A 24,475-nucleotide genomic window follows, 5' to 3' on the forward strand; every position below is an offset into this window, starting at 1 on the left:
GCCTATCCCTCCTTACCGTAGAAGTAGCGTAATATTACCAGCTACTACTATAATGACAATAGCCAAGAAAAACATTAGTGTCACGGCTAGTAAACAAGCTAGTATAAATACAATATAGTTACTAATCGTATTTAATGTAGAAATAACTGGTCCATCCCCTACAGGTTGCAATACAGCAGCTGCAACCTTGTACATTAAAGCAATAGCAAATATTTTTATCGCTGGGAAAAGTGCTATAAATACAACCAGTATAACGCCAACAATACCTACTGCATTTTTTAATAAAAGGGAAGCACTTAATACTGTATCTGCAGCGTCTGTTAGGGTCCTGCCAACAACTGGAATAAAATTACCAGTCACAAACTTAGCTGTTTTCATGGCAACACCATCCTGGATGGCACTAGCTGCACCTTGTACAGACATCACGCTGAGAAAAATCGTTAGAAATCCACCTAACACTCCTAAGGCTATTGTCTTTAATAAATTAGCTAAATGCGTAACTTTATAATTTTCATTTAAGCTACTTACGATATACAATAAAGCGGATAAAAATAATAAAGGTAGAATAAACTTTGAAACTAATAAACCACTTAAATTAATAAGAAAAATAATTATCGGGTGAAAAAAGGATACAGCAACGACATTCCCAAATGTTGCCATTAACCCTAATACAAGTGGTAGTAATGCAATCATAAAACTACTCATTGTATCAATTGCATCTTGTGCATACGAAACAGCTAAGTAGAAACTATTTAACGCTAAGTAAATTAAAACAATATAAACGATAAAATAGGCAACCTTGCTTACAGTACTCTTCTCAAAGGCAGTGTGCATCGTTTGCAAAATACTAGAAAAGAGCGTTAACAGTAGTAGTGACCCTAATAGCTTCCCGTTTAAAATTAATTCATAAAATAAATATTGAATTAATCCATTAATCGATTGTTTTAAAGATAAAGAGCCATCCCCTTTAATGAATTCATAGATAGATGTTTTTTCTAATTCTGGTAGATACCCTCCATATTCATTAACAAGTTGATCCCAATGTTCGTGTATGCCTTCCAATGAAAGTTCATCCAACATATCATCGGTAACCATATCTGAAGGTGTTGATGCGTGTACAGGGGCCTGTCCAACACAGACTACTATTAGAATGAAAACTACAATACTACCCAAATACTTAATACGTTTCATTCACCCCAATTACTCCCTTCAGATTAGTATGATCGTTACGCAGTAGGTAAAAATTGTAATATAGCTTCTATAACGGCTGTTATAATAGGGATTGCTAATAATAAAATAAATATCTTGCCAGCCAATTCAATCTTAGCTGCAACTGAGCCTAGTCCAGCATCTTTTGTAATATTAGCTCCTAATTCAGCAATATAAGCGATGCCAATAATTTTGAGTATCGTTTCCATGTACATCCCATCAATGTTTGCTTTTTGCCCCAACGATTCGATTAATTGAATAATTGCTCCGATTTGTGAAATAATTGCTAGAAACAGGATAATACCAGTAATAAGCAATACATAAAATGCAAATGACGCATGTAGATCCTTTAACACGATATATAAAATCGTTGCAATCATTCCAAATATGACAATTTGTATGATATCCATAACGACTACCCCTGAAAGAGAAATACAGAACGAATTTGCTGAAACAAATCTGAAAGTCCATTAATGACAATAACTAGTACAATAATAAATCCTACCAATGTCGCAAATTGTGCAATTTCCTCTTTCCCCATTTGCTTTAAAATCGTATGGATTAAGGCAACTATAATTCCTATTCCAGCAATCTGAAATAAAACGGATGCATCGTTGATCATGGGAGTACTCCTTTCCTTAAATGAGCAATAACACGATAAATAAGCCACTCAAAACCCCTAAGGTTTTCGCCATTTTACTATATCTATATTGCTGATCCCTTGCCTCAGCTAGTTCACGGTCTAAATGATTTACCGTTAATTGTATGTGCTTTTGTTGTTGGGTAAAATCGTGTTGACCTAATGTCCTACCAAACTGCAGTAAAATTTCTTGCTCATTATTTCCTAAGGATGAATTCTGCATTAATTCTTTAATAGCTTCATCCCAAACATGATATAAATTTGCATTCTTTTCATTCATTCGATTACTTAATTCTCCAAAAAAGGATTTAGTTGGTTCAGGTACTTGTTTTGTAATCGTTGTAAATGCATCCTTTAATGGAGATTGACTGTAAAGAATCTCAGCTTCTAAAATTTGTAATGCATTTTTTAATTGCCTAATATGTTTTGGCCGTTTGGTCAATTTATTACTAACATCAAATCCGACTATAGTTGTTGTGCCTATGAAAAGAAGTGCTCCAATCCACTTCATCCTTCAAGCACCTCGTTTTCTGTAAGATATTTTTCTCATTTGCATCAAATATCCCTGCAACTGTTCCTGGGTGACGCTGTTTATCTAACAATGCAATTCGTTGGAAGACTTGGTGTTGGAATAAAGGTTTTAATGATGGTCTTTTCTTTAATTCTGAAATGGAATTGCCATGAATCGTACAGATAACAATAACACCTGCATTTATTGCTTCCATTAATGCTTGTACATCCTTACTATTACCAATCTCATCCACTACTAAGATCTCAGGAGACATCGAACGAATCATCATCATCATTCCTTCGGCTTTAGGGCAAGCATCCATCACATCACTTCTTAAACCAATATTGTGTTGTGGAATTCCTTTAATCGATCCTCCAATTTCAGAACGTTCATCAATAATCCCCACTTTAGCAGCCTTTACATGCTCCCATCCCGTTCCTATAATCCTTGTTACATCACGGATTAATGTTGTCTTTCCTGTTTGTGGTGCTCCAATAAATAGCGTATTAAGATAGTTTCCTTCATACAAATATGGAATAATGTCTTGAGCGCACCCTACTTTCTCTTTAGCAATTCGTATATTCATAAATGTAATATGCTGAATTGCTTTAACAGAACCATTTAATGTATTCACTTTTCCTGCAAGACCAACACGGTGACCACCCTCAATCGTCATATAACCTTGGCGTAATTCATCCTCCATGCGATAAAGGGAAAAGTCACTTAGCTGATTTAAGACGAACATTCCATCCTGTTGATCAGGTTTGATATGCGTTATCCATTCTGTTTGATTGTCAAAAATCAGTTCTATTGGACGATATATGCGGATACGTATTTCTTGTAGCAAATGCCATCTATCCTTCATGTTAGATCGTATCACCTGTTGAATATGTTCAGGAAACAGACGTAGTATTTCTTCCATGGCATGTCCTCACCCTCAGTAGCTTTATTACTAAATGTATGTACCAAACACTAAATTATGACTCGTCCAGCTCAAGAAAATGGTAAGCATTAATAGAACTCCCTGACAATTTCTGCGAAGAAACGTTTTTGAACAAAAGCGTAAGCGACTTGATACCCCCGATTAGAAAACGTGGCTTGTCGCCAAGTGGCGAAAGCCTTAGTTGCACTTATGCTGTAAGAAAGTTTTTCTTATCTGCCAAGCATTAGCCAAGCCTAAACGTAGCTGGAGGTGGCCTTTCCTATAAAAGGAAGTAATGAGGCCAACTTTTTTTCTTATACTTGGAACATTAAAATTTTAGCCACGTCGAATTCGCATCTTAGCTAAAATTTTATATTTTCCTAACGTGCAAATAAAAAAACAGCCCCTGATAGGACTGTTTTCTAGTAAATCTATTGTAGCTAACTATGCACGGGAAACATATTTACCTTCTGTCGTACTAATTACCAATACATCACCTTTGTTAATGAAAAATGGCACTTGGACGACATAACCTGTTTCCAGTGTAGCAGGTTTGGAACCTCCACTTGCTGTATCCCCTTTAATACCTGGTTCTGTTTCTACTACTTCTAACTCAACGTTTTTCGGCAATTCAACCCCTAAAATCTCACCTTCATATGTCATAATAGAGACTTCCATGTTTTCTTTTAAGAAGTTCAATTCATTTTTAATTTGTTCTCCTTGAATTTCGATTTGTTCATAAGTTGTAGTATCCATAAATGCATGTGCACTGCCTGATGCATAGAGGTATTGCATTTTCTTGTGTTCAATATGTGCTTTGCTCACCTTTTCACCGGCGCGAAATGTTTTTTCTTGTATGTTACCACTTCTTAAATTACGAAGTTTCGATCTCACAAATGCAGCACCTTTTCCTGGTTTGACATGCTGGAAATCAATAACTTGCCATATATCATTATCTACTTCAATTGTTAAGCCTGTTTTAAAATCATTTACTGAAATCATTGCTATAACCCCTTTCAATCATAGAGTGAAACTTCAATCAGTGGAGGTCTCGACTTACGTTCTTAGTCCACCCGCCAGTACATGCGTGATAAAAAAACTTATAACCGGATTAATTCCTTTGAAGAAACGGTTAGTTTTTCTACACCATCTGTTGTAATCACAACATCATCCTCTATACGACAACCACCAACACCAGGAATATAGATCCCTGGCTCAACTGTCACAACCATACCAGGTTCTAGCTTCTGTTCTGAGCGGAAAGAAAGGCTTGGTCGCTCATGGACTTCCATCCCTAGTCCATGTCCAGTTGAATGACCAAAATAGTCTCCATACCCTTTTTCTTTAATGTAATCTCTTGTTAAGGCATCAGCCTCTACTCCTGTTAATCCCGGTTTTAATCCATTCACACCTCGTAATTGTGCTTCTAATACAGTATGATAGATATCATCTAATTTTTCATCAATATTCCCTACTGCAACTGTCCTTGTAATATCTGAACAATACCCTTCATATAAAGCACCAAAATCCATCGTAACTAGCTCACCAGATTGAATTTCCTTCTCAGATGCAACACCATGTGGTAATGCAGATCGATTACCTGAGGCAACAATAATATCAAAACTAGAGGATTTTGCTCCTAGCTTACGCATATGAAATTCAAGTTCATTAGCAACTTCAATTTCTTTTACACCAGGCTTTATAAAGGTCTGTATATGTTCAAATGTTTGATCGGCTATTTGTGCTGCCTTTTTCATAATGGACAGTTCTTCTTCTGATTTAACTAGACGTAGTTCTTCTATTAATCCACTAACAGGAACTAATTCAACATCTAATACCTTGTTATAGGTTTCATAACTTGAATAAGTTACATGATCTCGTTCAAAACCTAAACGTTTAATATTTAAATCTAACACTTGCTGTTTAATTTCTTGCTCCATTAATTCCTTATGCTGAATAACATCAAAATCTTTTGCCTGTTCTGTTGCTTGTTCTATGTAACGAAAATCAGTAATAAAGCGTGCTGCATCCTCCGTAATAAGTGCAACACCTGCTGTTCCTGTAAAGCCGGTAACATACCTTCTATTAATTGGACTGGTAATTAATAACCCATCTAAATGATTTTCTTGTAGTTTTTTTCTAATGTTTACTATTTTCCCCATTTTCCTCATCCCTTCCTATATGTTTTCTATTAATGCTAATGCAGCCAATCGATACCCCTTAACACCAAGGCCAACAATTTGACCAATACACACAGGTGCAAGTAAGGATGTATGTCGAAATGATTCTCTTGCATGTATATTTGATAGATGAACTTCAATGACAGGTGTATCGATGGCTGAAATGACATCCCTTAAGCCAATACTTGTGTGGGTGAAGGCAGCAGGGTTAAAAATAACCCCTTCATAGTTTTCATCTGCTAATTGTAATTTGTCGATTAAATCACCTTCATGATTTGATTGATAAGCATCTAGGTGATAGCCATATGATTGAATAGTTTGTTGAACTGTATCAACAATATTTTGCATCGATTGATTCCCGTAAATCGCAGGTTCTCGCTTACCTAGCAGATTAATATTGGGTCCATTTAATAGTAGCAGACGCTTCATCCTATCTCCCCATCCCTTTACATATAATGGCAGTTCCTTTTATTTTATCATAAACCTGTCTTTTTGAATAACAATTCTTTCTAGGCCTTCGTGGTTTGTGTCTTCCTATCCTCTTGTGTATTTTTGGCTAATGTATCTTCATAATCATACGATATCGAATACCCAACAAACGTTCCATATAAAATAAACAAACATATCGTTGATACAATTGTATATTCACCCATACCTGTTATCGGTCCTACATTTGGGAAGATTGGTTGCAAGACATAAAAAACAATTCCCCATAAAAGTGCACCATATGCAACTCCCATCCAAATCGAATTAATTTTTTTAAAGATAATATAGTAGATAAAGGCTACGATAACTGAAATAACACCTAGTGCAATTAACGAAACCACATCACCTAACCAACGATCTGTCCATCCTGCATCAAGCCAAGAACGTAATAAATATGTTTTGGGTGCAACTTCCGAAAAATTGAAATAGTAGGCAAACAGACCAACAATCCCCCAAAAAACGCCTCCTACAAACCCTGTAATGAGGGATCTAGATAAAAGCGATATTGGTTGTTCTTCTTGATTTTGTTCTAATTTTGATTTGTCACCCATTTAAAACACCCCTATCTTTTGTAAAACAAACTAAAATATTTTCTTGCATTATGTTAGTATGATAAAAAAGAAATAGGAATATTCTATTGTAAAAAAGAAATCCAACAAATTCATTTAAACTCCCATATATACTTTGTTGTTTTTTTAACATCACAGTTTATATAATATGCCGTCTTAAAGCTTAGCTAGTTCCACTACGGACAGTAGACTTTTCTAGTGGAAAACGCAACAATCTGTTAGAAAACAGTCAAAAGTAAACACGATAACAAGAAATATTGCATATTTTTTACAAGATGAGGAAAAAATCGAAATAGGAGCATTACAATAATCTGTTATCGATACACTTCCTTATACCAGACAAAATCTATTTCTTTTTTACTTTTGGTTAAAAATAGAGAGGTAAACAAGAAGCTTTTCACTTAAGTGTAAGAAATGGTATAAATGTTGGTAAAAGAGAAGAAAGTTCGAATCAGATTTCAAGAAGGGAGGATAAAAAATAATGGCTCGAAGTAAATTGTCAATATTGGTTTATGTAATTATTGGTCTTGCGGCAATTGGGTTATTTTCACAACTAATTAATAACACTGCCAACTTTATGATGAATATCGCCATTATGATTGGATTTGGGGTACTCATCTCAGCGGTTATCTATTTCATTTTTATTCGAAACCGAAGAAATACAAGTGATATGAAAAAATATAAGCAGGCAGTTAAGCAATCTAAATTAAAATATAAACAGCATAAAAACGAAAATCCCGCATCAGCAAAACGGCAACAAACAATGCCGATAAAAAAACGCCTCAATAAACGTGCATCCCATTTGCGTGTAATTGATGGCAATAAATCTAAAAGAAAGAACCGAGCTACGTTTTAACGCTGCTTGGTTCTTTTTACGAAGACTTTTATATACTATGTTGTTTTTTTAAAATTAGTATTAATACATCTTACAGTAACACTCGGGACCACTTCTAGCAGTTACAACTAACGAGAATCCTTTAAGCATAGGTACTTCCCAAGGCTTACTCATTGGGAGCTACAACAAATAATATTATTATGTTTCTTCTGATTGATTTTTACGAAGTTCGCCTATACGACTTGTATCTCCTTTAAAATATTGAACTAAATCACCAATTCGGTCAATGGAATTCCAACTTAAATGATGTTCGATTCCCTCAACATCTTTATAGATGTTCTCTTTATCTACCCCAATGATTTCTAAAAATTCTTCTAATAATTCATGACGAAATACAAGACGTTCGCCTACTTTCTTCCCTTTAGTTGTTAAGACAAAGCCACGATATTTCTCATAATTTAGATAGCCATCTTTATCCAATTTTTGAACCATTTTGGTTACCGAAGAAGGATGTACCATTAAAGTCTCAGCAAGATCTGAAACTCGAGCATATCCTTTTGATTCAATTAAATTGTAGATTAATTCTATATAATCTTCCATACTTGGTGTTGGCATAAACTCTCCTCATTTCAAATCAACAATATTCTAGTTTCCTAATTATACTAAAAGGATACAAGATTTCGCTATGTTTAACAAGCAACTTCCCTATTCTTTAGCCCGAATGCAAAAAAGGAACCAACGAATCTGTCGCTAGTTCCTTTCCTATATTTCTTAAAGGCCACATTTCAGTTGTGCGCCACAACTTGTGCACGTATTACAACCACCAATATCTTCTACATTCCCTTTACGACAAACTGGGCATGTATCTCCAATTTCTGAACCTATGGTTACATTTGTTTTTTCTAATTCCTGGACGGTATCCATTAATACGACTTTTGGTGTTTCTTCGTCCTCAAATAACTCTGTTTGTTCCCCTACTGTATGTTCTTCTGCTTTAAGCGTTAGCACTTGGGTATCACGACTTCCATCTACATAAACCGTTCCACCTTTTGCTCCACCTTTATAGAGTCTTAAATAAACATCTTCTACTTGATCCACAGTATATCCTTTAGGCGCATTAACAGTTTTAGAAATAGAGCTATCCACCCACCGCTGGATCACACATTGTGTGTCTGCATGCGCTTCAGGGCTTAAGTCCATCGCAGTGACAAACCAATCTGGTAGTTGACTTGGATCCTGTTCTGGGTGCTTATCTAAGTATTCTTGTACAATGTCTGCTTTTACTTCTATAAATTTGCCAAGCCTTCCACTTCGATAATAAGAAAAGGAGAAATATGGTTCAAGTCCTGTACTAACCCCCACCATTGTGCCTGTACTTCCAGTTGGTGCTACGGTTAGTAAATGTGAGTTTCGAATTCCATATTGTAAAATACCTTTACGTATATCCTCAGGCATTTTTTTCATATAACCAGTATTAATAAAAGCTTCTCGTAACGATTTTGTTTCTTCTTGTGTGTCCCCTACTAAGAATGGAAAGCTTCCTTTTTCTTTTGCCAATTCTATTGATGTTCGATAAGCAGTAGTAGCAATCACCTCAAAAATGTTATCAACTAAAGCATTACCTTCTTTTGAGCCATAGGCTGTTTCACAGTAGATTAATAGATCGTGTAGTCCCATGACACCCAGCCCAATTCGGCGCTCTCCTAATGCCTGCTTTTTATTTTCTTCCAAAAAGTATGGTGTCGCATCAATTACATTATCTTGCATTCTTACGCCAGTTGTAACCGTTTGTTTTAGCTTCTCAAAATCTACCGTTTTTGCCTCTTTATCTGCCATTTCTGCTAAATTAACTGCTGCTAGGTTACAGACAGAATATGGTGCAAGAGGTTGTTCCAATTTGTTATCCCATCGGCTTTTTATCCGATAGTTCTTACAGTTGTTTTCCTGTAAGTTCAGCATACCTTTTCATTACACTAGGTAATGTTGCGGTCTCGTGGATGGATTATAGTCTCATAAGAGGATCACCATCTAATTAAACAAATCTACGGTTTTTTTCTCATATTTTAGATCTATCTTATAGTGCATACATGGGACCATTCTTACATATGGTGCAACCAACTTTAAAAACTTAATAGAATTAGGGGTATTCATCCATACTTTATACTTGTCTCTTGATCTACGAAGACGAGTTTCGATACCCCAAACCTCTTTAAAATAACGAATAATGGTATGTTGGCTTTCGATGTCAAAGCCTTCAGTATGAAGCGTGACATTTCTGCTTTTAATAGAGCCATTTGGGTTTTTTCGATACCCTAGATTTCCATCATCCATATACCAAACAGCTAATCCGATTGGAGTTAATTGGTTGAGTAAGTTTTGGGATACAGCTTTCTTACTCGATATATAGGATTCCTTGTAAACCTGTGTAACAAGTGGATGAGTGCCTAATTCTCCAACATGCATAGTGTATATTTTATCTGTATTTCCATTATGAGTACCTTTTCCGGTGAATTTAGTTTTTTTGGTTGTCAACCAATAATTCTTGGTCAAATTCTCTTTTAGCACTTCCATTTTCCATATAAGATAGTCATATTGTTTAGGATTATGAGTACATGAGATATTGTAATTAACAGCTTTCTTGCCCTTCTTAATATGCCCATCTCCCATAACCATTCCAATGAGAAAACTCTTTTTGTCCGTAGTAGGTAATTTCATATTAATCACCTTTTCCTTTGCCTTAAAAAAGCAAATCTAATTTATTCTTAATTAGTTCTATGCGTTGCCCCTGACTAGAATGTTACTTCTAGCCTTCGGTTCGGGTTAGCACTCTCAGCCTTCCCGCTTTATCCCGCAATTTTTTACGTGAGGCAAACTATGCTACTTTACCACACGGGTTCGTTGCTACTACTTGATCACCATATGCTTTCGCATTTGTCATTTCATTCGCATTGTCAATAAAGAAAATTCCTGGTTCTGCTGAATACGTAGCACATATATTAATTAAATTCCATAATTCTTTTGCTCTAATACGACGATAAACACGGACACCATAACCCATTTCTTCCCACTTACGTACATCACCAATTTCATGCCAGTTCTCATTGTATGCTTGCATTTCTTCTGTTGTATAATTTTCTACATCTGGGAAGCGTAGCTCATACATTTCATTATTTTCCACAGCTTCCATAAACTCTTTAGTTATACATACTGAGATATTTGCACCAGTCAGAAACTCTGGATTATGAACGGAATACGTTCCACCATTTCGTAACTTCTTTTCGGCTTCTTGGATAGCTTCTTTCGTAAATCCACCCAATCCAGGCATCGTCTTATAATTTACAATTCCTTGATAAAGATCCATTTCTGTTTCTGTTAAAGGTGTGAACTTTAATTTTTCTTGTGCTAACTGCTTAATTTGTTCGTCTTCTGTATTTTCGATTAAATAACGTAGGATTCTTGGATTTTGCATTTTCGATATAATAAATTCGATAATATCTGGATGATAATCTACCAGCATTATCATTTGTGCTCCACGTCTTGAACCACCTTGTTCTACTAAATGCGTTAATTTTGCTATATCATCTAACCACGAAACAGAACCTGATGATTTTCCGTTGACGCCTCTAGCCAGTGTATTTCTCGGCCGTAGAGTAGAGCCATTTGTTCCAACTCCCCCCCCCCTACTCATAATTTCCATGACTTGTTTTCGATGGTCAGAAATACCTTCGCGTGAATCCTGTATATACGGCATAACGTAACAATTAAAGTATGTCACATCTGTTTGGGATCCAGCACCATATAAAACTCTACCAGCTGGGATAAAGTTTAAACTGGCAAGTTCACTCGTAAACTTCTCATACATTTCCTGTTGCTTCTTTGGATCTGTTTCAACTTCAGATAATCCTGTTGCATTACGTTTGGCAATTTGCTCAAAATATACTTCCATTGGTTTATCAATTACATCTAGGGAGCGTCGAACAATGCCAGTGTTTGCTTCCTCCTCCTTGTCTAAAACAGATGAAAATTCTGGATCAACCTTTATCTCTGCTTGATGATTTACCCAATCAATAGAGTGGATAAATCCGTATCCACGTGCAGGAAATTTTGGATCAGCTTTCACTGTTAAAACAACAAAGTCTCCTTTTTTTAATGTCTTTTTTTCTGTATCTTTAAAGGCATATCGATCCAACATAACTAACCGTGAAACACCACTATGGGTAATGTGCATATCAGGTGTTATGGGATGTACTTGAGGGAATAATGTGATATCCTTATTTAGTGTGTCTACATCGATTTCATTTTTTTCTTCCACAATAGTCGACATACAACCGCTCCTTTATTCTATTAATTCTCTTAAAGGGTTTCTATGATGTTACTATAACTTTAACACATATTGAAACCTCGATACAATATATAGTATTAAAAAAGAATCAAAAGTACTATATATTGTGTTTAGATCAAAAAAACTTTTTTTGTCAATAATAGTTTTATGATAAAATTAGAAGATTTTTCAAGCAATCTAGTGTTATTTTATCCTAACAAGCCTAAATAGCATTTTTCGTTTTTCATATTTTTTTAAGCCCTGACAAAATATGATTATAGCGGATTTGAACAAAAGAAGATAGTCCAATTGCCATAATAAAAAATCTTTGAAAAAACATAAGGAACACCATATAATAGAAAATGTGTAATGAAAGAAAATGGGGGATAAACCATGGAATATTTAGTTATAGCAATTGTTGCATTAGTGGCATTCGGTGTCTTTCGCTACTTTAGACAGCGTTCCTATTTAAAGGTATTAACAGAAGATCAATTTCGCGAGGGATACCGGAAGGCACAATTAATTGATGTAAGAGAGCCGCAAGAATTTGAACGGGGACATATTTTAGGTGCAAGAAACATCCCCATTACCCAAATGAAACAACGTCTTATTGAACTACGAAAAGATAAACCAGTTTACTTATACTGTCAAGGTGCTTCTAGATCTGCTAGAGCCGCGCAATTGTTACACAAAAAAGGTTACCAAGATATTTATCAGTTAAAAGGTGGCTTCAAAAAGTGGACAGGAAAAATTAAAGCAAAGTAGACATGAAAAGGATGGATTCCGTTATAGTTAACGAAATCCATCCTTTTTTAGTACATCCTATACGTCCTAAGTGTAACTAAGGCATTCGCCATTAGGCTGGGCGAATGCCAAGTTTTCTAATCTATTTCATATAACGTAGAACAGGTTTTCTTGCTGCTGTTGTCTCATCCATTCGTTTCACCACTGTATTATGTGGAGCCTCTTGTACTAATTCAGGGTCATTCTCTGCTTCCTCTGATATTGCAATCATTGTTTCAATGAAACCATCTAATGTTTCTTTTGACTCTGTTTCAGTTGGTTCCACCATCATGGCCTCTTCTACATTCAATGGGAAGTAAATAGTAGGTGGATGGTAGCCATAATCTAATAAGCGTTTTGCTATATCAAGTGTCCGTACACCTAGTTTCTTTTGCCGTTTACCGCTCAACACGAATTCATGTTTACAATGCTGCTGATATGGTAACTCATAAACATCTTCTAGCTTGCGCATCATATAATTCGCATTTAAAACAGCATATTCACTTACTTTTTTCAAACCTTCTGCACCCATTGTACGGATATACGTATAGGCACGGAGGTTAATACCAAAATTACCATAATATGGTTTAACACGACCAATTGAATCTGGTCTATCATGATCAAATACATATTGATCGCCTTGTTTAATCAGGACTGGTTTTGGCATAAATGGTTCTAACTCTTCGGAAACACCAACTGGTCCAGAACCTGGTCCACCACCACCATGTGGTCCTGTAAATGTTTTATGCAAATTCAGATGAACGACATCAAATCCCATATCACCTGGTCTTGCATAGCCCATAATCGCATTTAAATTTGCACCATCATAATACAATTTTCCACCTGCAGAATGGACAACTTCTGCCATTTCCAGGATTTCTGTTTCAAATAATCCTAGTGTGTTTGGGTTTGTTAGCATTAATGCCGCTGTATCTTCATCGACAACACGCTTTAAATCTTCTAAGTCTACTAACCCTTTATCATTTGTTTTAACGGTTACAGCATCAAATCCTGCTACTGCTGCAGAGGCTGGGTTAGTACCATGTGCAGAGTCTGGAACAATGACTTTTGTTCGGTTCAAATCACCATTTGCTTCGTGGAACGCACGGATCATCATTAATCCAGTCCATTCCCCTTGTGCACCAGCTGCAGGTTGTAGGGATACTTCATGCATCCCAGTTATTTCTCTCAGATGTGTTTGCAAGTCATACATCATCTCTAGAGCACCTTGAACAGTTTTGGTATCCTGATATGGATGGATATGGCTAAATCCCTCAAGCCTTGCAACATCTTCGTTTATTTTTGGATTATATTTCATCGTACAAGAACCTAATGGGTAAAAACCAGAATCAACCCCATAATTACGTCTAGATAATGCGGTATAATGACGCATAATATCCAATTCACTGACTTCTGGCAAGTCTGGTGCCTCTGTTCGAATATACGTATCATCTAATTCAGTTTCTAAATCAAATGCAGGAACATCTAACGCAGGCAAACTATAACTTGTTCTTCCTTCCTTACTACGCTCAAAAATTAATGGAAAGTCTTGATTAGCCATTGATATCCCCCAATTCCTTTACAAAAGTATCGATCTCCTCTTTTGTACGATTTTCTGTTACTGCAACTAACATATGGTTTTCCAACGCTGTGTCAACTTTACCTAAATCGAATCCACCAATAATCCCTTTTTCAAGTAACTCATCATTTACTTGGGCAACTGGTTTTGATAATTTCACAACAACCTCATTGAAGAATGGTCCCTCAGTAAGAACGTCTATCGACTGTTCTTGACATTGTTGTTTAAAGTAACGTGCTTTATGCATATTCAATTGCGCCATCTTCTTAATCCCATTTTTGCCAATAGAACTCATCGCAACAGAACTGGCCAATGCATTTAGAGCTTGATTGGAGCAAATATTAGATGTTGCTTTATCTCTTCTAATGTGTTGCTCACGTGCCTGTAAGGTTAAAACAAATCCGCGTTCGCCGTTTTCATCTTTTGTTTGCCCTACTAATCTACCAGGAACTTTACGCATAAGCTTTTTCGTTGTAGCAAAATAACCACAATGCGGCCCACCAAATTGTGCTGGAATACCAAACACTTGGGTATCGCCTACAACAATATCTGCACCAAATTCACCTGGTGGCGTTAAATAACCTAATGCCAGTGGATTGCTAGAAACGATAAACATCGTTTTCTTTTGATTCTCTAATAATTTTTCTACTTCTGCTAATGGTTCAATTTGCCCGTAAAAGTTAGGATATTGCATGACAACACTTGCTGTATTTTCATCTAATGCTGCTTCAAGCTGACTTAAGTCTGTACGACCATTTTGATGATCTATCTCCACAACCTCAAGATTTGGCCCTTTTGCATAGGACGCAATAACCTCTCTTGATTCTGGGTGTATTGCTTTGGATACGATAATTTTTTTCCGTTTTGTTTGTGCAGCTGTTAAATTGACTGCTTCTGCTAATGCAGTTGGTCCGTCATACATTGATGAATTGGCAACTGGCATTCCAGTTAACTCTGAAATCATCGTTTGAAACTCAAATATTGCCTGTAGTTCACCTTGAGAAATTTCTGGTTGATATGGCGTATATGCTGTATAAAACTCGGATCGTGAAATAACATGATCCACTACAGATGGAATGTAATGATCATAAACACCAGCGCCTAAAAATGAACTATACTCCTTTAGGTTTGCATTTTTATTAGCCATGTTTGTTAATTCTTTTTTTAATTGGGATTCATTAGCTGGTTCTTTTAGCTTTAATTCCCCTTTAAAGCGTACCTGATCTGGAATATCGGAAAAAAGTTCTTCCGTTGAGTTAACACCTATTGTATCAAGCATCTCTTGTTTATCTGCATCTGTCATTGGCAAATAACGAAATTCCATTATAACCCCTCCCTATTTCTTTACTTATCTCGTTTATAAAATGGTGTAGGTACAACAATTGCCTTTAATTTACGCTTTCTCACTTGAACAACAACCTCTGTTCCTTCTGTAGCAAGTTCAGATTTTACAAGCGCAAGACCAATATTTTTATTTAATGTCGGTGATTGTGTTCCTGAAGTAACAAAACCAACTTCCTCATCCCCAACAAAAACAGGGTATCCAGTTCGAGGAATTCCCTTATCAATCATTTCAATCCCAACTAACTTGCGAGCTGGACCATTCTCTTTTTGTTCCTTTAATACATCTTTTCCGATGAAATCAGCATCTTTTTTCACTTTTACAGCAAAACTTAATCCTGCTTCAATTGGTGTTATATCTTTTGACAATTCCTGTCCGTAAAGTGCCAAGTTAGCCTCGAAACGTAACGTATCTCTTGCACCAAGTCCAATTGGCTCAAGTCCATCTTCTTTTCCCACCTCTAAAACGGCATTCCACAATTGACTTCCGTCTTTTGCATCAATATAAATTTCAAACCCATCTTCTCCTGTATATCCAGTACGGGAAACAAGTGCACCTGATTCAATGTCAGTAAAATGAACGTCATCCTTAAAACGGAAGAATTTAATTTCACTAAGATCTGTATCCGTCAGCTTTTGTAAAATTTCTTCTGCTTTTGGACCTTGTAAGGCTAGTTGAACATACTGATCCGAAACATTCGTAATAGTAACATCCGAAAAATCGTTATGCTGTACCAGCCAGTCATAATCTTTTTCTGTGTTTGCAGCATTAACAACCAACAAATAATGATTTTCTTCCATCATATAGATTAAGAAATCATCAACACTTCCTCCGTCTTCATAACACATTACCGTGTATTGAGCTCGGTTTGGTGTTAATTTGGATACGTCATTCGTAACCATTTTTTGCAGAAATTGTTTACTACTCTGACCTTTCACAACGATTTCTCCCATATGGGATACATCGAATAACCCTGCTTTGGTTCTTGTTACTTCATGCTCGTGTTTAATACTAGAAAATTGTACTGGTAAATCCCATCCACCAAAATCAATGGTTTTTGCACCATATTTCTCGTACTCTGGAAATAATGGCGTTCTCTTTAACTCCTGCATTTCCTTCCACTCCTTTTTAAAAAAGTGCATAAAAATAGAGATTTCACTTAGTAATGAAACCTCTGTCCTTCAACCAGAAAGTTGCGCACTTGTTGGAAACGGATACAAAAGTGAATTCCAAGTGCTTGCTTCGTGGGTGGTTTACCATACGTAAACACTCTCCAGAGTCGCGTCCTACAAGAGTCTTTTTGCCTGAGAGATTCGCATTTACGCTTGCTCCTTCGGCGTTACTTTAGAGCTTATGCTCCAAGTAATCTCTCCCCTTGTATTCATCCGCTTTTATGAAATATGTCATTTTTGGTTATACTATGTAGCAGTAAAAAAATGAAATTTCTATTTTAATAACTCCATTATAACATAATTGCATAATGAAATATAATCTTTTAAAAAATAAAAATAAAAAGATGAGGCGAAGGGTGTATTGGATGGGACATGTAAAACTAAACAAAGACGATACATTTATCGAGGAATTTGACAAAGTAATTGAAAGAGAAGGTCCATTTACATCATGGGATCTTTTTCAATTAACTTATGAAGCAGAGCTAACAACCATGACAAGTGATTTCGATGGCCTGCGTTCGCTTGATTATTTGCCACATGTGGATTTTTTGCCACATCAAATTGATACTGCAAAACAAGTTGTCGAGCATATGAATGGACGTGCTATTTTGGCGGATGAAGTTGGGTTAGGTAAAACAATTGAGGCTGGTCTCATTTTAAAAGAATATATGATTCGTGGATTAGTTAAAAAAGCTCTTATTATTGCACCAGCATCGTTGGTTAACCAATGGACAAGAGAATTAAATGAGAAATTCTATATACCTGCTATTGCGCATCGAAAAAATTATCCATGGCAAGACTATGATGTACTCGTTACATCCATGGATACAGCTAAAAAAAATCCACACTGTGAAGAAATTAAACAAATCAATTATGATTTTGTATTGGTAGATGAAGCACATAAACTTAAAAACCATAAAACACAAAACTATCAATTTGTTCGTTCCTTAAAGAAAAAATATTGTCTGTTATTAACAGCTACACCAGTGCAAAATCGATTAGTGGATATATTCAATTTAGTATCTATCTTAAAGCCAGGTCATCTTGGTAACTATGATTCCTTTATCAAGCAATATGGGAAGAGTCGTCATAAATTAAAACAAGATGCCTATTTAAAACAATTAATACAACAAGTAATGATACGTAACACACGAAAAGAAACAGAATTAAGTCAAACAAAGCGACACATTGAAACTGTTTGGGTTAACTTTTCAGAAGATGAACAATCAGTATATGATTCATTAGTAGATCTCACTGAGCCGTTTACCTCTTTCTCGAAGGTAACATTTTTACGGGAATTATGTTCTTCTCGTGAGGCTTGCTTTTTGTCCCTTCAAAAGTATGCAAAAAACGAAAAAAACAGTCAATCCTATCTTGAGCCTGTCATGAACAAGATTGAGCAGTTACCACATCATGTTAAGGCACAAAAGATTGTCGAATTAATGGAAAAAATCGGGGATGAGAAAGTAATTATCTTTACAGAATATCGAGCTACACAGTTCTATTTGCAATGGTACTTACAACAACATAATATTACCTCAGTTCCTTATCGAGGTGGCTTTAAACGTGGGAAGAAGGATTGGATGCGACAATTGTTCGAAAACCATGCACAAGTGTTAATTGCTACTGAAGCAGGTGGTGAAGGGATTAACTTACAATTTTGTAATCATTTAATTAATTACGACTTACCATGGAACCCAATGCGCTTGGAACAGCGAATTGGCCGTATTCACCGTTACGGACAAGACAATGATGTCCATATTTATAATATTGCGATACGTGATACCGTTGAGGAACATGTGATGAATCTCTTATATGAGAAAATTGATCTATTTGAAAAAGTTATAGGAGACTTAGATGATATATTAGCGGAACTTGAAATTAATGATATCGAAACAGAAATCCAATCTATTTTCTCAGAGTCATCCTCTACAGGTGAAGCTAAGATTAAACTAGACAACTTAACATCTGTCATCGAATCAACCCACTCAAATCACGCTATTGGAGAGGATCAACAATATGGCAATTAAAGATCTTAAACAATTTCTTGAAACATATTTCACAGCACATCATTGTACGATTAATGAAAAAGAAGATGGTGTGTTCACCGTTCAATTAACCGAGGAATTAGATCGTGCATTAATGAACCGCCCATTTTATTGGCATTATGTTAAAAAAATGGGGCGTCCGGGACAACCAATGGAACTAACCTTTATCACTAATCCCGAAAAAAGAGAACAAAAAGGGGAATGGATTCATTTCGGCAGTCCGCGCCTACAACAAATAATGAATCATTTAAAAAATAATGAGTGCTTTACACAACTATTTCAGAAGGTAGAAACAACTGAGCGTACTGCATTGTTTCCCTGGTTGGTCCTGAACGTGAAGATTAGTTATAAAGGAAAGCAGAAAAAAGATGAAATCATTTCAATTGGATTACACTTAGTAAATGGCACAATGAAATTAGAAATGATGGATATCCTAAGAGACCTTCCATTACAAAATACGATTTCTAATTTCTGTTATACGATCTCCCCCATTATTAAAGTGAGGAGTGGTTTTTACAGAGTAGAAGCTGTGTTGGAAGATTATCTGCAAAATCAAGACCAGGAATGGGCAGATGAATCGCAGAAAAAGCTGGACGAAGAAGTAGATCTACTGAAACACTTCTATGTAGATCGAACCGACTTAGAAGATCCTGAGGATCAAATGAAAAGAGAAATTGATGATATAAAGAAACGGTATGAACCAACTGTCACGATGCAGGTTATTAACGGTGGTATCTTTTATTTAGCAGACAATACCATGAACTAAAAAATAGCAGGATTCTCCTTTATGAAGGAGTTCCTGCTACTTTTTAGTTTTCTTCCGAATAAATTTTAATGAAAATGGTAACACCCCAAACCATCGATTAGAAATAACGGTTTCTGGCTGTTTATTTCTTTTCCGCTTTCTTTTTCGTTCTTCTGGTGGGGAATCAATATAGGAAACAAAGGACTCTGTTAAATATTTAACATAATCATTACCAGAAATGCTATCACCTCACTACCCATAAATGGTATTTTCTTTTACATAGCTTAGGCATCTTGGAACTGAATTATACTTGTGAACCTCACCACCTAAATCAAAGATTTTGATGGAGCATCCCTTATCTTAAATACAACACTAAATCTAGTTTGTGATTCCTTACAGAATTACGATGCCAGATGAAGGGTTAATCAATGAAGATAAACAAACTGTGTTCTTTTTGCCAATTCGGGAACTTTCGCCTGAAGAGCCAACCATTCCTTCTCAGAAATGGATTTTTGAATACCGAATAAAATAGCGAGCACCAATGTTATAGGATGCCGATAAATCGGCATGATAGACTTTTCCATTCGTAAACGTGGCAAGGTCTTTTTTTCGTCTAGGAAATTATAAAAAAATCAAACCTGTGGAAATTAATCAATTATATTTCTTATTTCCTGCACAATCTCAAGTACGGACCTGCCATCAGTCTGAACAGTATGGTCCGCACATTGCTGGTAAAGTAGTCGGCGACGATTAAATAACTTTTTTTTAGCATCTAAATCCTTATTCCATAAGGGTCTCGTACGATCATTTTTTAAACGATTCGAAATTTCTGTAAATGATGCTTGTAAATAAATAACAATTCCCTTATAATACAAATAATCAATATTTTCCCTTTTTTCAACAATTCCTCCACCTGTTGAAACAACCACGTTTTCCTCTGGTAAGGATTGTAATACCTCTGATTCATATAAGCGAAATGTCTTCTCCCCATCCTGTTGAAAGATTTCCACTATTTGTTTACCATAATGATCTTCTACTAATTGATCCGTATCCAACAGTGGCAACTCTAACGCCTGACTTAACTGTTTTCCTATTGTTGTTTTTCCACTTCCCATAAATCCAATCAAATAAATACTTTTCATTACGATTCACCCTAATTCTTCACTAAAGAGTTATATCAATTTTAGCAAATAAATCTCACAAACAACAAACTATACTACATTGAAAGGAGGTGACATCATTATGACACACGCCGCATCACTTTCAGAGAGACTATTAGCATCAGCTATCAAAAGAGGAGCATCTGATATTCATTTCTATCCCTTTGTAGAAAAAACGAATATTTACTTTCGTATACACGGGGAACGAGTTTATATCGATACAATCCAAACCTCACAATACCAGCTATTACTTACCTACTTTAAATTCACATCTGGAATGGATATTGGAGAAATCCGCAAACCACAGAATGGCACCATTTATCACGAGTCTCTTTCTACTCCTTATGCTCTCCGATTGTCTACATTACCTGTTAATCATATGGAAAGCCTAGCAATACGCATTCTCCCACAGGAGGAAAACTTCAGTTTAGATGAGCTTTTCTTATTTCCACAACAGCTTTCACAAATTAAAACATGGATAACCAATCGAGCTGGGATCATTTTATTTACAGGGCCAACAGGAAGTGGAAAAACAACAACTTTATATACCTTGTTACAAACCATTCTCAAAGAAAAGTCATACCAAACCATTACGTTAGAAGACCCAATTGAAAAAGAAATGCACGATATTTTACAAGTACAAGTAAATGAAAAAGCGGGAATCACCTATCAAACGGGATTAAAAGCAGCATTAAGACATGATCCTGATATTATTATGGTTGGAGAAATTCGTGATGCCTATACCGCTCAATTTGCTTTTGAAGCCTCTCTTACAGGACACCTAGTCTTAAGTACATTACATGCTAAGAATGCAATGAGCACCATCCATCGTTTATTAGAAATGGGGTTGAAACGAAGTGATCTATACCAATCCCTTATTGCCGTTGCTGCCTTACAGTTAATTCCGATAACCATTAACGGTAAAATTCAAAGACGTGCTGCTATTCTGGAACTATTAGATGGGAAACCCTTAACGAATTTAATTCAAGGAGGTGAATTTATAGACAGCTATCCATTTCAATCATTTCACCATTTAAGAAGGAAGGCATTTGCGTATGGATTTATTACAGAAGAAACATTTTATGAAACGGAATCCAAAAACCTTAAATAAAACATTACAGCTTCGATTTTTAAACCGCTTATCTCGTTTACTTGGAAATGGATATACATTACTTGAGTCACTAGAAGTGATGAAATGGGACAAGCAATTAGCAGCAACTGCTTCTGACATAATCAGCCTCTTGAAAGACGGAATTCCAATCAACCATGCATTTGAAAAAGTCGCTTTTTCTAAAACGATTACCTCTTATTTGTATTTGGTAAGTATAGATGGAGACATTCAATCAAGTCTAGAGAAATGTATTACAATGTATAAACAACAACTAGACTACACCACGAAATTTCAACAGACGATTCGATACCCCCTATTTTTATTAAGTACATTTATATTGTTAATGTATTTTATTAAACAGTCTGTATTACCTTCGTTTGTTGATCTTTTCGAAACAAGTGCAAGCCATTCAACAACATTAACAATCTCACTGCTACTAATAGACATCTTAACAACTGGTACATTCATTGGTATTGGTATAGTACTTCTTACCTTACTTGTTTGGTTATTTGTGAAACAACAGCTTCCCATTGAGAAACAAATTACTATATACTCTAGAGTCCCCTTTTATCGTAATATCAAACGAATACAAACATCCTTTCAATTTGCCATCTATTTTAGTTCCTTATTGAAAACTGGTATGTCGATTAAAGAGATTTTGCAACTGATAGCAAGTCAAAACAAACTACCAATTCTCGCCTATTATGCAACACTAATGACCGAAGAACTTACAAAAGGTATTCACCTATCAAGCCTAATACAACAACTCCCTTTACTTGAAAAGCAGCTATCATCAATTATCCAAAAAAATGTAGATGCAGCAACACTAGAAAAAGACTTAGCGATTTATGCAGACTGGTTGATGGAAGAATTGCATCAAAAAGTCTCTAAAACCATTTCCCTTATTCAACCGATCTTTTTTGTTATCTTAGCTAGTTTTATCATTTTTATCTATATAAGTTTAATGTGGCCAATGTTCCAGTTAATTCAAACAATATAGGAGTGATTGCATGTTCCAAAGTGAAAAAGGTTTCACCTTAATTGAAATGCTTGTTGTACTAATGATAATTTCTGTGTTAATTCTTTTAATTATTCCAAATTTAGGTGAGAAAAGCGAGTCTGTAAATGAGCAAGGGTGTGATGCGCTTGTATCCGTTGTCCAGGCACAAGCAGACGCCTATTATTTGGAAGAAGGAAATTATCCCACAGACTTAGCAACATTAGAAGGAGATAATTACATTACAGAAGATCAAAAAACGTGTCCAGATGGATCAACCATATTAATTAATAGTGGCACTGTTTCCGTTTCAACAGATTAATGAAGAAGCAAAATGGGTTTACGTTAATCGAAGTTCTTTTCGTTCTTAGCATATGGTCCATTCTGTTTCTTCTTAGTGGCCCATTAAACATGTCCATATTAACGAAGCAACAAGAAAAGCAGTTTTTTGAAGCATTTGAATCTGACTTACTTTATTTGCAGACATTATCGTATGGTTATAATGAAAACCGACTACGACTCTCTTTTATTGCCAATGAAGAAATGTATGCTATTTTTAATGGAAAAGATGAAATACGCAAAAAACAAATCCCTGCAAATTGGCAGGTTGACACAAGAAACGTATCTGCGATTGCCTTTGATAAGAACGGGAGGATTCGGCAAGCAGGAAGAATTGAAATAATAACACCTTTAAATACGTATCATTTAGTTTTTCCATTTGGGAAAAGGCGGGGATACATTGAAAAACAATAAAGGCTTTTCGTTCATTGAAGTACTAATAGCTTTTCATCTATTAACACTCATGATTATGGTACTTGTACCTGTAGTGATGCTCATTAAAACGGAAAACATGGTGCTTCATGAACGTCGTAGCTTAGCTAGCGATTTGCATGATGAAATGCAACCATATATATGGGAAGCAAAAGCATTACCAGTCACTATTATAAAGGAAACCAAAAATAATAAGGAAGCAACATTTTCTATTTTAATAGAAAACCAACTCTTAAAAGGATGTGTGGAATGGGATAATGCAAAAATGGAAAACGATAAAATCTGCCTGTACGGATCCTTTGCAAAATGAAAAAGGGATTACCTTTATCACTATATTGTTTAGTATAACAATATTATTTTTAACACTCCCTTTTATCACTTCTTTTCTTAAGATTAGTCAAATTTCTTCTTACAATGATGAACTGACCATCCATCAGTTCTTTCATTTTTTACGAGATGAAGTAATAGCCGCAACGAATTATGAAATAGAAGGTTCAACTTTAGAACTAGAACAATCAAATGGTTCCCAAGTAACGATTGAAGTATATCATAACCAAATTCGTCGACGCGTTAATAGCCAAGGCCATGAAGTCTTTTTAAGGGATATCAAAGATGCTCTGTTCACAAAGCTTCCTTACGGGATTCGCGCCACCATAACTACATTACAAGGGGATACCTATGAAAAAGAAATTATCTTTTATCCTTAATCAAAGAGGATTTGTATTACCATATGTATTATTTATTATGTCACTTGCTGTTGTGATCATTATTACTAGTATCCACACATACCGCAACAATCTTGAAATTACCCATCATCAATTAGAACAAATTCGAATTGAAACATTATTTCAAATGGCATATGCTCATTTTTTAGATGCGTTGAAGGAATCCCATGAAGACATAGCCTCTCCTGCCTACTATACTTACCAACAAGGAACGGTAACCATTGAGCACATCTTATTGGAAAAGGATACATATCATTTATATATAACAGTCAAAACGAATAAAGGTGTAATCAATACATTTATTAAGGAAATAAACCTAAATCAAATAGCAGATGAATAGCAGCTTCCTATATAGTAAACAGTATAACA

At 35.6% G+C, this 24,475-nt stretch carries 27 protein-coding genes, 2 pseudogenes and 2 riboswitches; of the genes and pseudogenes, 11 read left to right on the top strand and 18 right to left on the bottom strand.

Annotated elements, in window-relative coordinates; all coding sequences use genetic code 11:
- Positions 1–12: 12 nt before the first annotated feature.
- The 9 genes from spoIIIAE to GHC26_RS03955 form a co-directional block, all read right to left on the bottom strand.
- Complete coding sequence (gene spoIIIAE / locus GHC26_RS03915) at positions 13–1,191, bottom strand: stage III sporulation protein AE (protein ID WP_163969967.1); 1,179 nt, start codon at positions 1,189–1,191, stop codon at positions 13–15.
- A 35-nt stretch (positions 1,192–1,226) separates the two neighbouring features.
- A complete protein-coding gene (spoIIIAD, locus tag GHC26_RS03920) occupies positions 1,227–1,619 on the bottom strand; it encodes a stage III sporulation protein AD (RefSeq protein WP_163969968.1) in 393 nt (130 codons plus the stop codon).
- A 5-nt stretch (positions 1,620–1,624) separates the two neighbouring features.
- On the bottom strand, positions 1,625–1,831 hold the full coding sequence (gene spoIIIAC, locus GHC26_RS03925; protein ID WP_163969969.1) for a stage III sporulation protein AC: 207 nt from the start codon (positions 1,829–1,831) through the stop codon (positions 1,625–1,627).
- A gap of 16 nt (positions 1,832–1,847) precedes the next feature.
- Entirely contained in the window at positions 1,848–2,360 is a 513-nt protein-coding gene (spoIIIAB, locus tag GHC26_RS03930; protein ID WP_163969970.1) for a stage III sporulation protein SpoIIIAB, read from the bottom strand.
- A complete protein-coding gene (spoIIIAA, locus tag GHC26_RS03935; RefSeq protein WP_163969971.1) occupies positions 2,305–3,282 on the bottom strand; it encodes a stage III sporulation protein AA in 978 nt (325 codons plus the stop codon). Before spoIIIAA ends, spoIIIAB begins: the two co-directional genes overlap by 56 nt.
- Before the next feature lie 444 nt (positions 3,283–3,726).
- Positions 3,727–4,284 carry an elongation factor P gene (efp, locus tag GHC26_RS03940; RefSeq protein WP_163969972.1) on the bottom strand — a complete coding sequence of 186 codons (558 nt, stop codon included), beginning with the start codon at positions 4,282–4,284 and terminating at the stop codon, positions 3,727–3,729.
- A 98-nt stretch (positions 4,285–4,382) separates the two neighbouring features.
- Entirely contained in the window at positions 4,383–5,444 is a 1,062-nt protein-coding gene (locus GHC26_RS03945) for a M24 family metallopeptidase (RefSeq protein WP_163969973.1), read from the bottom strand.
- 15 nt (positions 5,445–5,459) lie between these two features.
- Positions 5,460–5,891, bottom strand: coding sequence for a type II 3-dehydroquinate dehydratase (gene aroQ, locus GHC26_RS03950; protein WP_163969974.1), 432 nt, complete (start codon positions 5,889–5,891; stop codon positions 5,460–5,462).
- 80 nt (positions 5,892–5,971) lie between these two features.
- On the bottom strand, positions 5,972–6,499 hold the full coding sequence (locus tag GHC26_RS03955) for a YqhR family membrane protein (protein ID WP_163969975.1): 528 nt from the start codon (positions 6,497–6,499) through the stop codon (positions 5,972–5,974).
- A gap of 499 nt (positions 6,500–6,998) precedes the next feature.
- Between GHC26_RS03955 and GHC26_RS03960 the strand changes: the two genes are divergently transcribed.
- Positions 6,999–7,373, top strand: a complete 375-nt coding sequence (locus GHC26_RS03960) for an SA1362 family protein (protein ID WP_163969976.1) — start codon at positions 6,999–7,001, stop codon at positions 7,371–7,373.
- 177 nt (positions 7,374–7,550) lie between these two features.
- Here the strand turns inward: GHC26_RS03960 and mntR are convergent, their stop codons facing one another.
- The 4 genes and pseudogenes from mntR to GHC26_RS03980 all read right to left on the bottom strand — a co-directional run.
- Entirely contained in the window at positions 7,551–7,967 is a 417-nt protein-coding gene (gene mntR, locus GHC26_RS03965; RefSeq protein ID WP_163969977.1) for a transcriptional regulator MntR, read from the bottom strand.
- A gap of 156 nt (positions 7,968–8,123) precedes the next feature.
- Positions 8,124–9,245 (bottom strand): annotated as a pseudogene (locus tag GHC26_RS03970) (vitamin B12-dependent ribonucleotide reductase); the annotation flags it as partial.
- A gap of 135 nt (positions 9,246–9,380) precedes the next feature.
- Positions 9,381–10,067 carry a hypothetical protein gene (locus GHC26_RS03975; RefSeq protein ID WP_163969979.1) on the bottom strand — a complete coding sequence of 229 codons (687 nt, stop codon included), beginning with the start codon at positions 10,065–10,067 and terminating at the stop codon, positions 9,381–9,383.
- A gap of 166 nt (positions 10,068–10,233) precedes the next feature.
- A pseudogene (locus tag GHC26_RS03980) lies at positions 10,234–11,676 on the bottom strand (vitamin B12-dependent ribonucleotide reductase); the annotation flags it as partial.
- A 390-nt stretch (positions 11,677–12,066) separates the two neighbouring features.
- Here GHC26_RS03980 and GHC26_RS03985 point away from each other — a divergent pair.
- Complete coding sequence (locus tag GHC26_RS03985) at positions 12,067–12,438, top strand: rhodanese-like domain-containing protein (RefSeq protein ID WP_163969981.1); 372 nt, start codon at positions 12,067–12,069, stop codon at positions 12,436–12,438.
- A gap of 121 nt (positions 12,439–12,559) precedes the next feature.
- On the opposite strand, the gene gcvPB is transcribed toward GHC26_RS03985, so the two are convergent.
- Genes gcvPB through gcvT form a run of 3 tightly spaced genes read right to left on the bottom strand, consistent with a single transcriptional unit; the run spans position 12,560 to position 16,489 of the window.
- On the bottom strand, positions 12,560–14,017 hold the full coding sequence (gcvPB, locus tag GHC26_RS03990) for an aminomethyl-transferring glycine dehydrogenase subunit GcvPB (RefSeq protein ID WP_163969982.1): 1,458 nt from the start codon (positions 14,015–14,017) through the stop codon (positions 12,560–12,562).
- Positions 14,010–15,359 carry an aminomethyl-transferring glycine dehydrogenase subunit GcvPA gene (gcvPA, locus tag GHC26_RS03995; protein WP_163969983.1) on the bottom strand — a complete coding sequence of 450 codons (1,350 nt, stop codon included), beginning with the start codon at positions 15,357–15,359 and terminating at the stop codon, positions 14,010–14,012. Before gcvPA ends, gcvPB begins: the two co-directional genes overlap by 8 nt.
- A gap of 20 nt (positions 15,360–15,379) precedes the next feature.
- Positions 15,380–16,489: a glycine cleavage system aminomethyltransferase GcvT gene (gene gcvT / locus GHC26_RS04000; RefSeq protein ID WP_163969984.1), complete on the bottom strand. Its 1,110-nt coding sequence runs from the start codon at positions 16,487–16,489 to the stop codon at positions 15,380–15,382.
- 60 nt (positions 16,490–16,549) lie between these two features.
- Positions 16,550–16,656, bottom strand: a riboswitch (glycine riboswitch).
- A gap of 3 nt (positions 16,657–16,659) precedes the next feature.
- A riboswitch (glycine riboswitch) is annotated at positions 16,660–16,762 on the bottom strand.
- 152 nt (positions 16,763–16,914) lie between these two features.
- On the opposite strand from gcvT, the gene GHC26_RS04005 reads away from it, so the two are divergent.
- Both GHC26_RS04005 and GHC26_RS04010 read left to right on the top strand, forming a co-directional pair.
- Complete coding sequence (locus GHC26_RS04005; protein ID WP_163969985.1) at positions 16,915–18,579, top strand: DEAD/DEAH box helicase; 1,665 nt, start codon at positions 16,915–16,917, stop codon at positions 18,577–18,579.
- Complete coding sequence (locus GHC26_RS04010) at positions 18,569–19,363, top strand: YqhG family protein (protein WP_163969986.1); 795 nt, start codon at positions 18,569–18,571, stop codon at positions 19,361–19,363. The genes GHC26_RS04005 and GHC26_RS04010 overlap by 11 nt, the downstream gene beginning before the upstream one ends.
- A 36-nt stretch (positions 19,364–19,399) precedes the next feature.
- Here the strand turns inward: GHC26_RS04010 and GHC26_RS04015 are convergent, their stop codons facing one another.
- Together GHC26_RS04015 and GHC26_RS04020 are read right to left on the bottom strand one after the other, a co-directional pair.
- Positions 19,400–19,582 carry a YqzE family protein gene (locus GHC26_RS04015; protein WP_163970202.1) on the bottom strand — a complete coding sequence of 61 codons (183 nt, stop codon included), beginning with the start codon at positions 19,580–19,582 and terminating at the stop codon, positions 19,400–19,402.
- 407 nt (positions 19,583–19,989) lie between these two features.
- Positions 19,990–20,484 (bottom strand): shikimate kinase, encoded by a 495-nt coding sequence (locus GHC26_RS04020; protein WP_163969987.1) that lies wholly within the window; start codon positions 20,482–20,484, stop codon positions 19,990–19,992.
- A 100-nt stretch (positions 20,485–20,584) separates the two neighbouring features.
- Between GHC26_RS04020 and comGA the strand changes: the two genes are divergently transcribed.
- Genes comGA through GHC26_RS04055 form a run of 7 tightly spaced genes read left to right on the top strand, consistent with a single transcriptional unit; the run spans position 20,585 to position 24,446 of the window.
- Complete coding sequence (gene comGA / locus GHC26_RS04025; RefSeq protein WP_163969988.1) at positions 20,585–21,613, top strand: competence type IV pilus ATPase ComGA; 1,029 nt, start codon at positions 20,585–20,587, stop codon at positions 21,611–21,613.
- Positions 21,558–22,613 (top strand): competence type IV pilus assembly protein ComGB, encoded by a 1,056-nt coding sequence (comGB, locus tag GHC26_RS04030; protein ID WP_163969989.1) that lies wholly within the window; start codon positions 21,558–21,560, stop codon positions 22,611–22,613. Before comGA ends, comGB begins: the two co-directional genes overlap by 56 nt.
- A 10-nt stretch (positions 22,614–22,623) precedes the next feature.
- Positions 22,624–22,932 (top strand): competence type IV pilus major pilin ComGC, encoded by a 309-nt coding sequence (gene comGC / locus GHC26_RS04035; RefSeq protein ID WP_163969990.1) that lies wholly within the window; start codon positions 22,624–22,626, stop codon positions 22,930–22,932.
- Entirely contained in the window at positions 22,932–23,363 is a 432-nt protein-coding gene (gene comGD, locus GHC26_RS04040) for a competence type IV pilus minor pilin ComGD (RefSeq protein ID WP_163969991.1), read from the top strand. The genes comGC and comGD overlap by 1 nt, the downstream gene beginning before the upstream one ends.
- Positions 23,350–23,691, top strand: coding sequence for a type II secretion system protein (locus GHC26_RS04045; RefSeq protein ID WP_163969992.1), 342 nt, complete (start codon positions 23,350–23,352; stop codon positions 23,689–23,691). The genes comGD and GHC26_RS04045 overlap by 14 nt, the downstream gene beginning before the upstream one ends.
- Positions 23,639–24,088 (top strand): competence type IV pilus minor pilin ComGF, encoded by a 450-nt coding sequence (locus GHC26_RS04050; RefSeq protein ID WP_163969993.1) that lies wholly within the window; start codon positions 23,639–23,641, stop codon positions 24,086–24,088. The genes GHC26_RS04045 and GHC26_RS04050 overlap by 53 nt, the downstream gene beginning before the upstream one ends.
- Positions 24,060–24,446 (top strand): hypothetical protein, encoded by a 387-nt coding sequence (locus GHC26_RS04055; protein ID WP_163969994.1) that lies wholly within the window; start codon positions 24,060–24,062, stop codon positions 24,444–24,446. Before GHC26_RS04050 ends, GHC26_RS04055 begins: the two co-directional genes overlap by 29 nt.
- The last annotated feature ends 29 nt before the right edge of the window (positions 24,447–24,475 follow it).

Source organism: Oceanobacillus halotolerans, from assembly GCF_010993955.1.
Lineage (GTDB): Bacteria > Bacillota > Bacilli > Bacillales > Amphibacillaceae > Oceanibacillus_A > Oceanibacillus_A halotolerans.

What these genes read in the sequence shown, in the direction of transcription:
- comGD (WP_163969991.1), top strand. Translation starts at nt 22,932, where the DNA reads ATGAAGAAGCAAAATGGGTTTACGTTAATCGAAGTTCTTTTCGTTCTT.
- GHC26_RS03975 (WP_163969979.1), bottom strand. Translation starts at nt 10,067, where the DNA reads ATGAAATTACCTACTACGGACAAAAAGAGTTTTCTCATTGGAATGGTT.
- spoIIIAA (WP_163969971.1), bottom strand. Translation starts at nt 3,282, where the DNA reads ATGGAAGAAATACTACGTCTGTTTCCTGAACATATTCAACAGGTGATA.
- spoIIIAC (WP_163969969.1), bottom strand. Translation starts at nt 1,831, where the DNA reads ATGATCAACGATGCATCCGTTTTATTTCAGATTGCTGGAATAGGAATT.
- GHC26_RS03955 (WP_163969975.1), bottom strand. Translation starts at nt 6,499, where the DNA reads ATGGGTGACAAATCAAAATTAGAACAAAATCAAGAAGAACAACCAATA.
- GHC26_RS04010 (WP_163969986.1), top strand. Translation starts at nt 18,569, where the DNA reads ATGGCAATTAAAGATCTTAAACAATTTCTTGAAACATATTTCACAGCA.
- comGB (WP_163969989.1), top strand. Translation starts at nt 21,558, where the DNA reads ATGGATTTATTACAGAAGAAACATTTTATGAAACGGAATCCAAAAACC.
- spoIIIAB (WP_163969970.1), bottom strand. Translation starts at nt 2,360, where the DNA reads ATGAAGTGGATTGGAGCACTTCTTTTCATAGGCACAACAACTATAGTC.
- efp (WP_163969972.1), bottom strand. Translation starts at nt 4,284, where the DNA reads ATGATTTCAGTAAATGATTTTAAAACAGGCTTAACAATTGAAGTAGAT.
- GHC26_RS04050 (WP_163969993.1), top strand. Translation starts at nt 23,639, where the DNA reads ATGCAAAAATGGAAAACGATAAAATCTGCCTGTACGGATCCTTTGCAA.
- GHC26_RS04005 (WP_163969985.1), top strand. Translation starts at nt 16,915, where the DNA reads ATGGGACATGTAAAACTAAACAAAGACGATACATTTATCGAGGAATTT.
- GHC26_RS04055 (WP_163969994.1), top strand. Translation starts at nt 24,060, where the DNA reads ATGAAAAAGAAATTATCTTTTATCCTTAATCAAAGAGGATTTGTATTA.
- gcvPA (WP_163969983.1), bottom strand. Translation starts at nt 15,359, where the DNA reads ATGGAATTTCGTTATTTGCCAATGACAGATGCAGATAAACAAGAGATG.
- aroQ (WP_163969974.1), bottom strand. Translation starts at nt 5,891, where the DNA reads ATGAAGCGTCTGCTACTATTAAATGGACCCAATATTAATCTGCTAGGT.
- comGA (WP_163969988.1), top strand. Translation starts at nt 20,585, where the DNA reads ATGACACACGCCGCATCACTTTCAGAGAGACTATTAGCATCAGCTATC.
- spoIIIAD (WP_163969968.1), bottom strand. Translation starts at nt 1,619, where the DNA reads ATGGATATCATACAAATTGTCATATTTGGAATGATTGCAACGATTTTA.
- gcvPB (WP_163969982.1), bottom strand. Translation starts at nt 14,017, where the DNA reads ATGGCTAATCAAGACTTTCCATTAATTTTTGAGCGTAGTAAGGAAGGA.
- GHC26_RS03945 (WP_163969973.1), bottom strand. Translation starts at nt 5,444, where the DNA reads ATGGGGAAAATAGTAAACATTAGAAAAAAACTACAAGAAAATCATTTA.
- spoIIIAE (WP_163969967.1), bottom strand. Translation starts at nt 1,191, where the DNA reads ATGAAACGTATTAAGTATTTGGGTAGTATTGTAGTTTTCATTCTAATA.
- GHC26_RS03985 (WP_163969981.1), top strand. Translation starts at nt 12,067, where the DNA reads ATGGAATATTTAGTTATAGCAATTGTTGCATTAGTGGCATTCGGTGTC.
- GHC26_RS03960 (WP_163969976.1), top strand. Translation starts at nt 6,999, where the DNA reads ATGGCTCGAAGTAAATTGTCAATATTGGTTTATGTAATTATTGGTCTT.
- gcvT (WP_163969984.1), bottom strand. Translation starts at nt 16,489, where the DNA reads ATGCAGGAGTTAAAGAGAACGCCATTATTTCCAGAGTACGAGAAATAT.
- comGC (WP_163969990.1), top strand. Translation starts at nt 22,624, where the DNA reads ATGTTCCAAAGTGAAAAAGGTTTCACCTTAATTGAAATGCTTGTTGTA.
- GHC26_RS04020 (WP_163969987.1), bottom strand. Translation starts at nt 20,484, where the DNA reads ATGAAAAGTATTTATTTGATTGGATTTATGGGAAGTGGAAAAACAACA.
- mntR (WP_163969977.1), bottom strand. Translation starts at nt 7,967, where the DNA reads ATGCCAACACCAAGTATGGAAGATTATATAGAATTAATCTACAATTTA.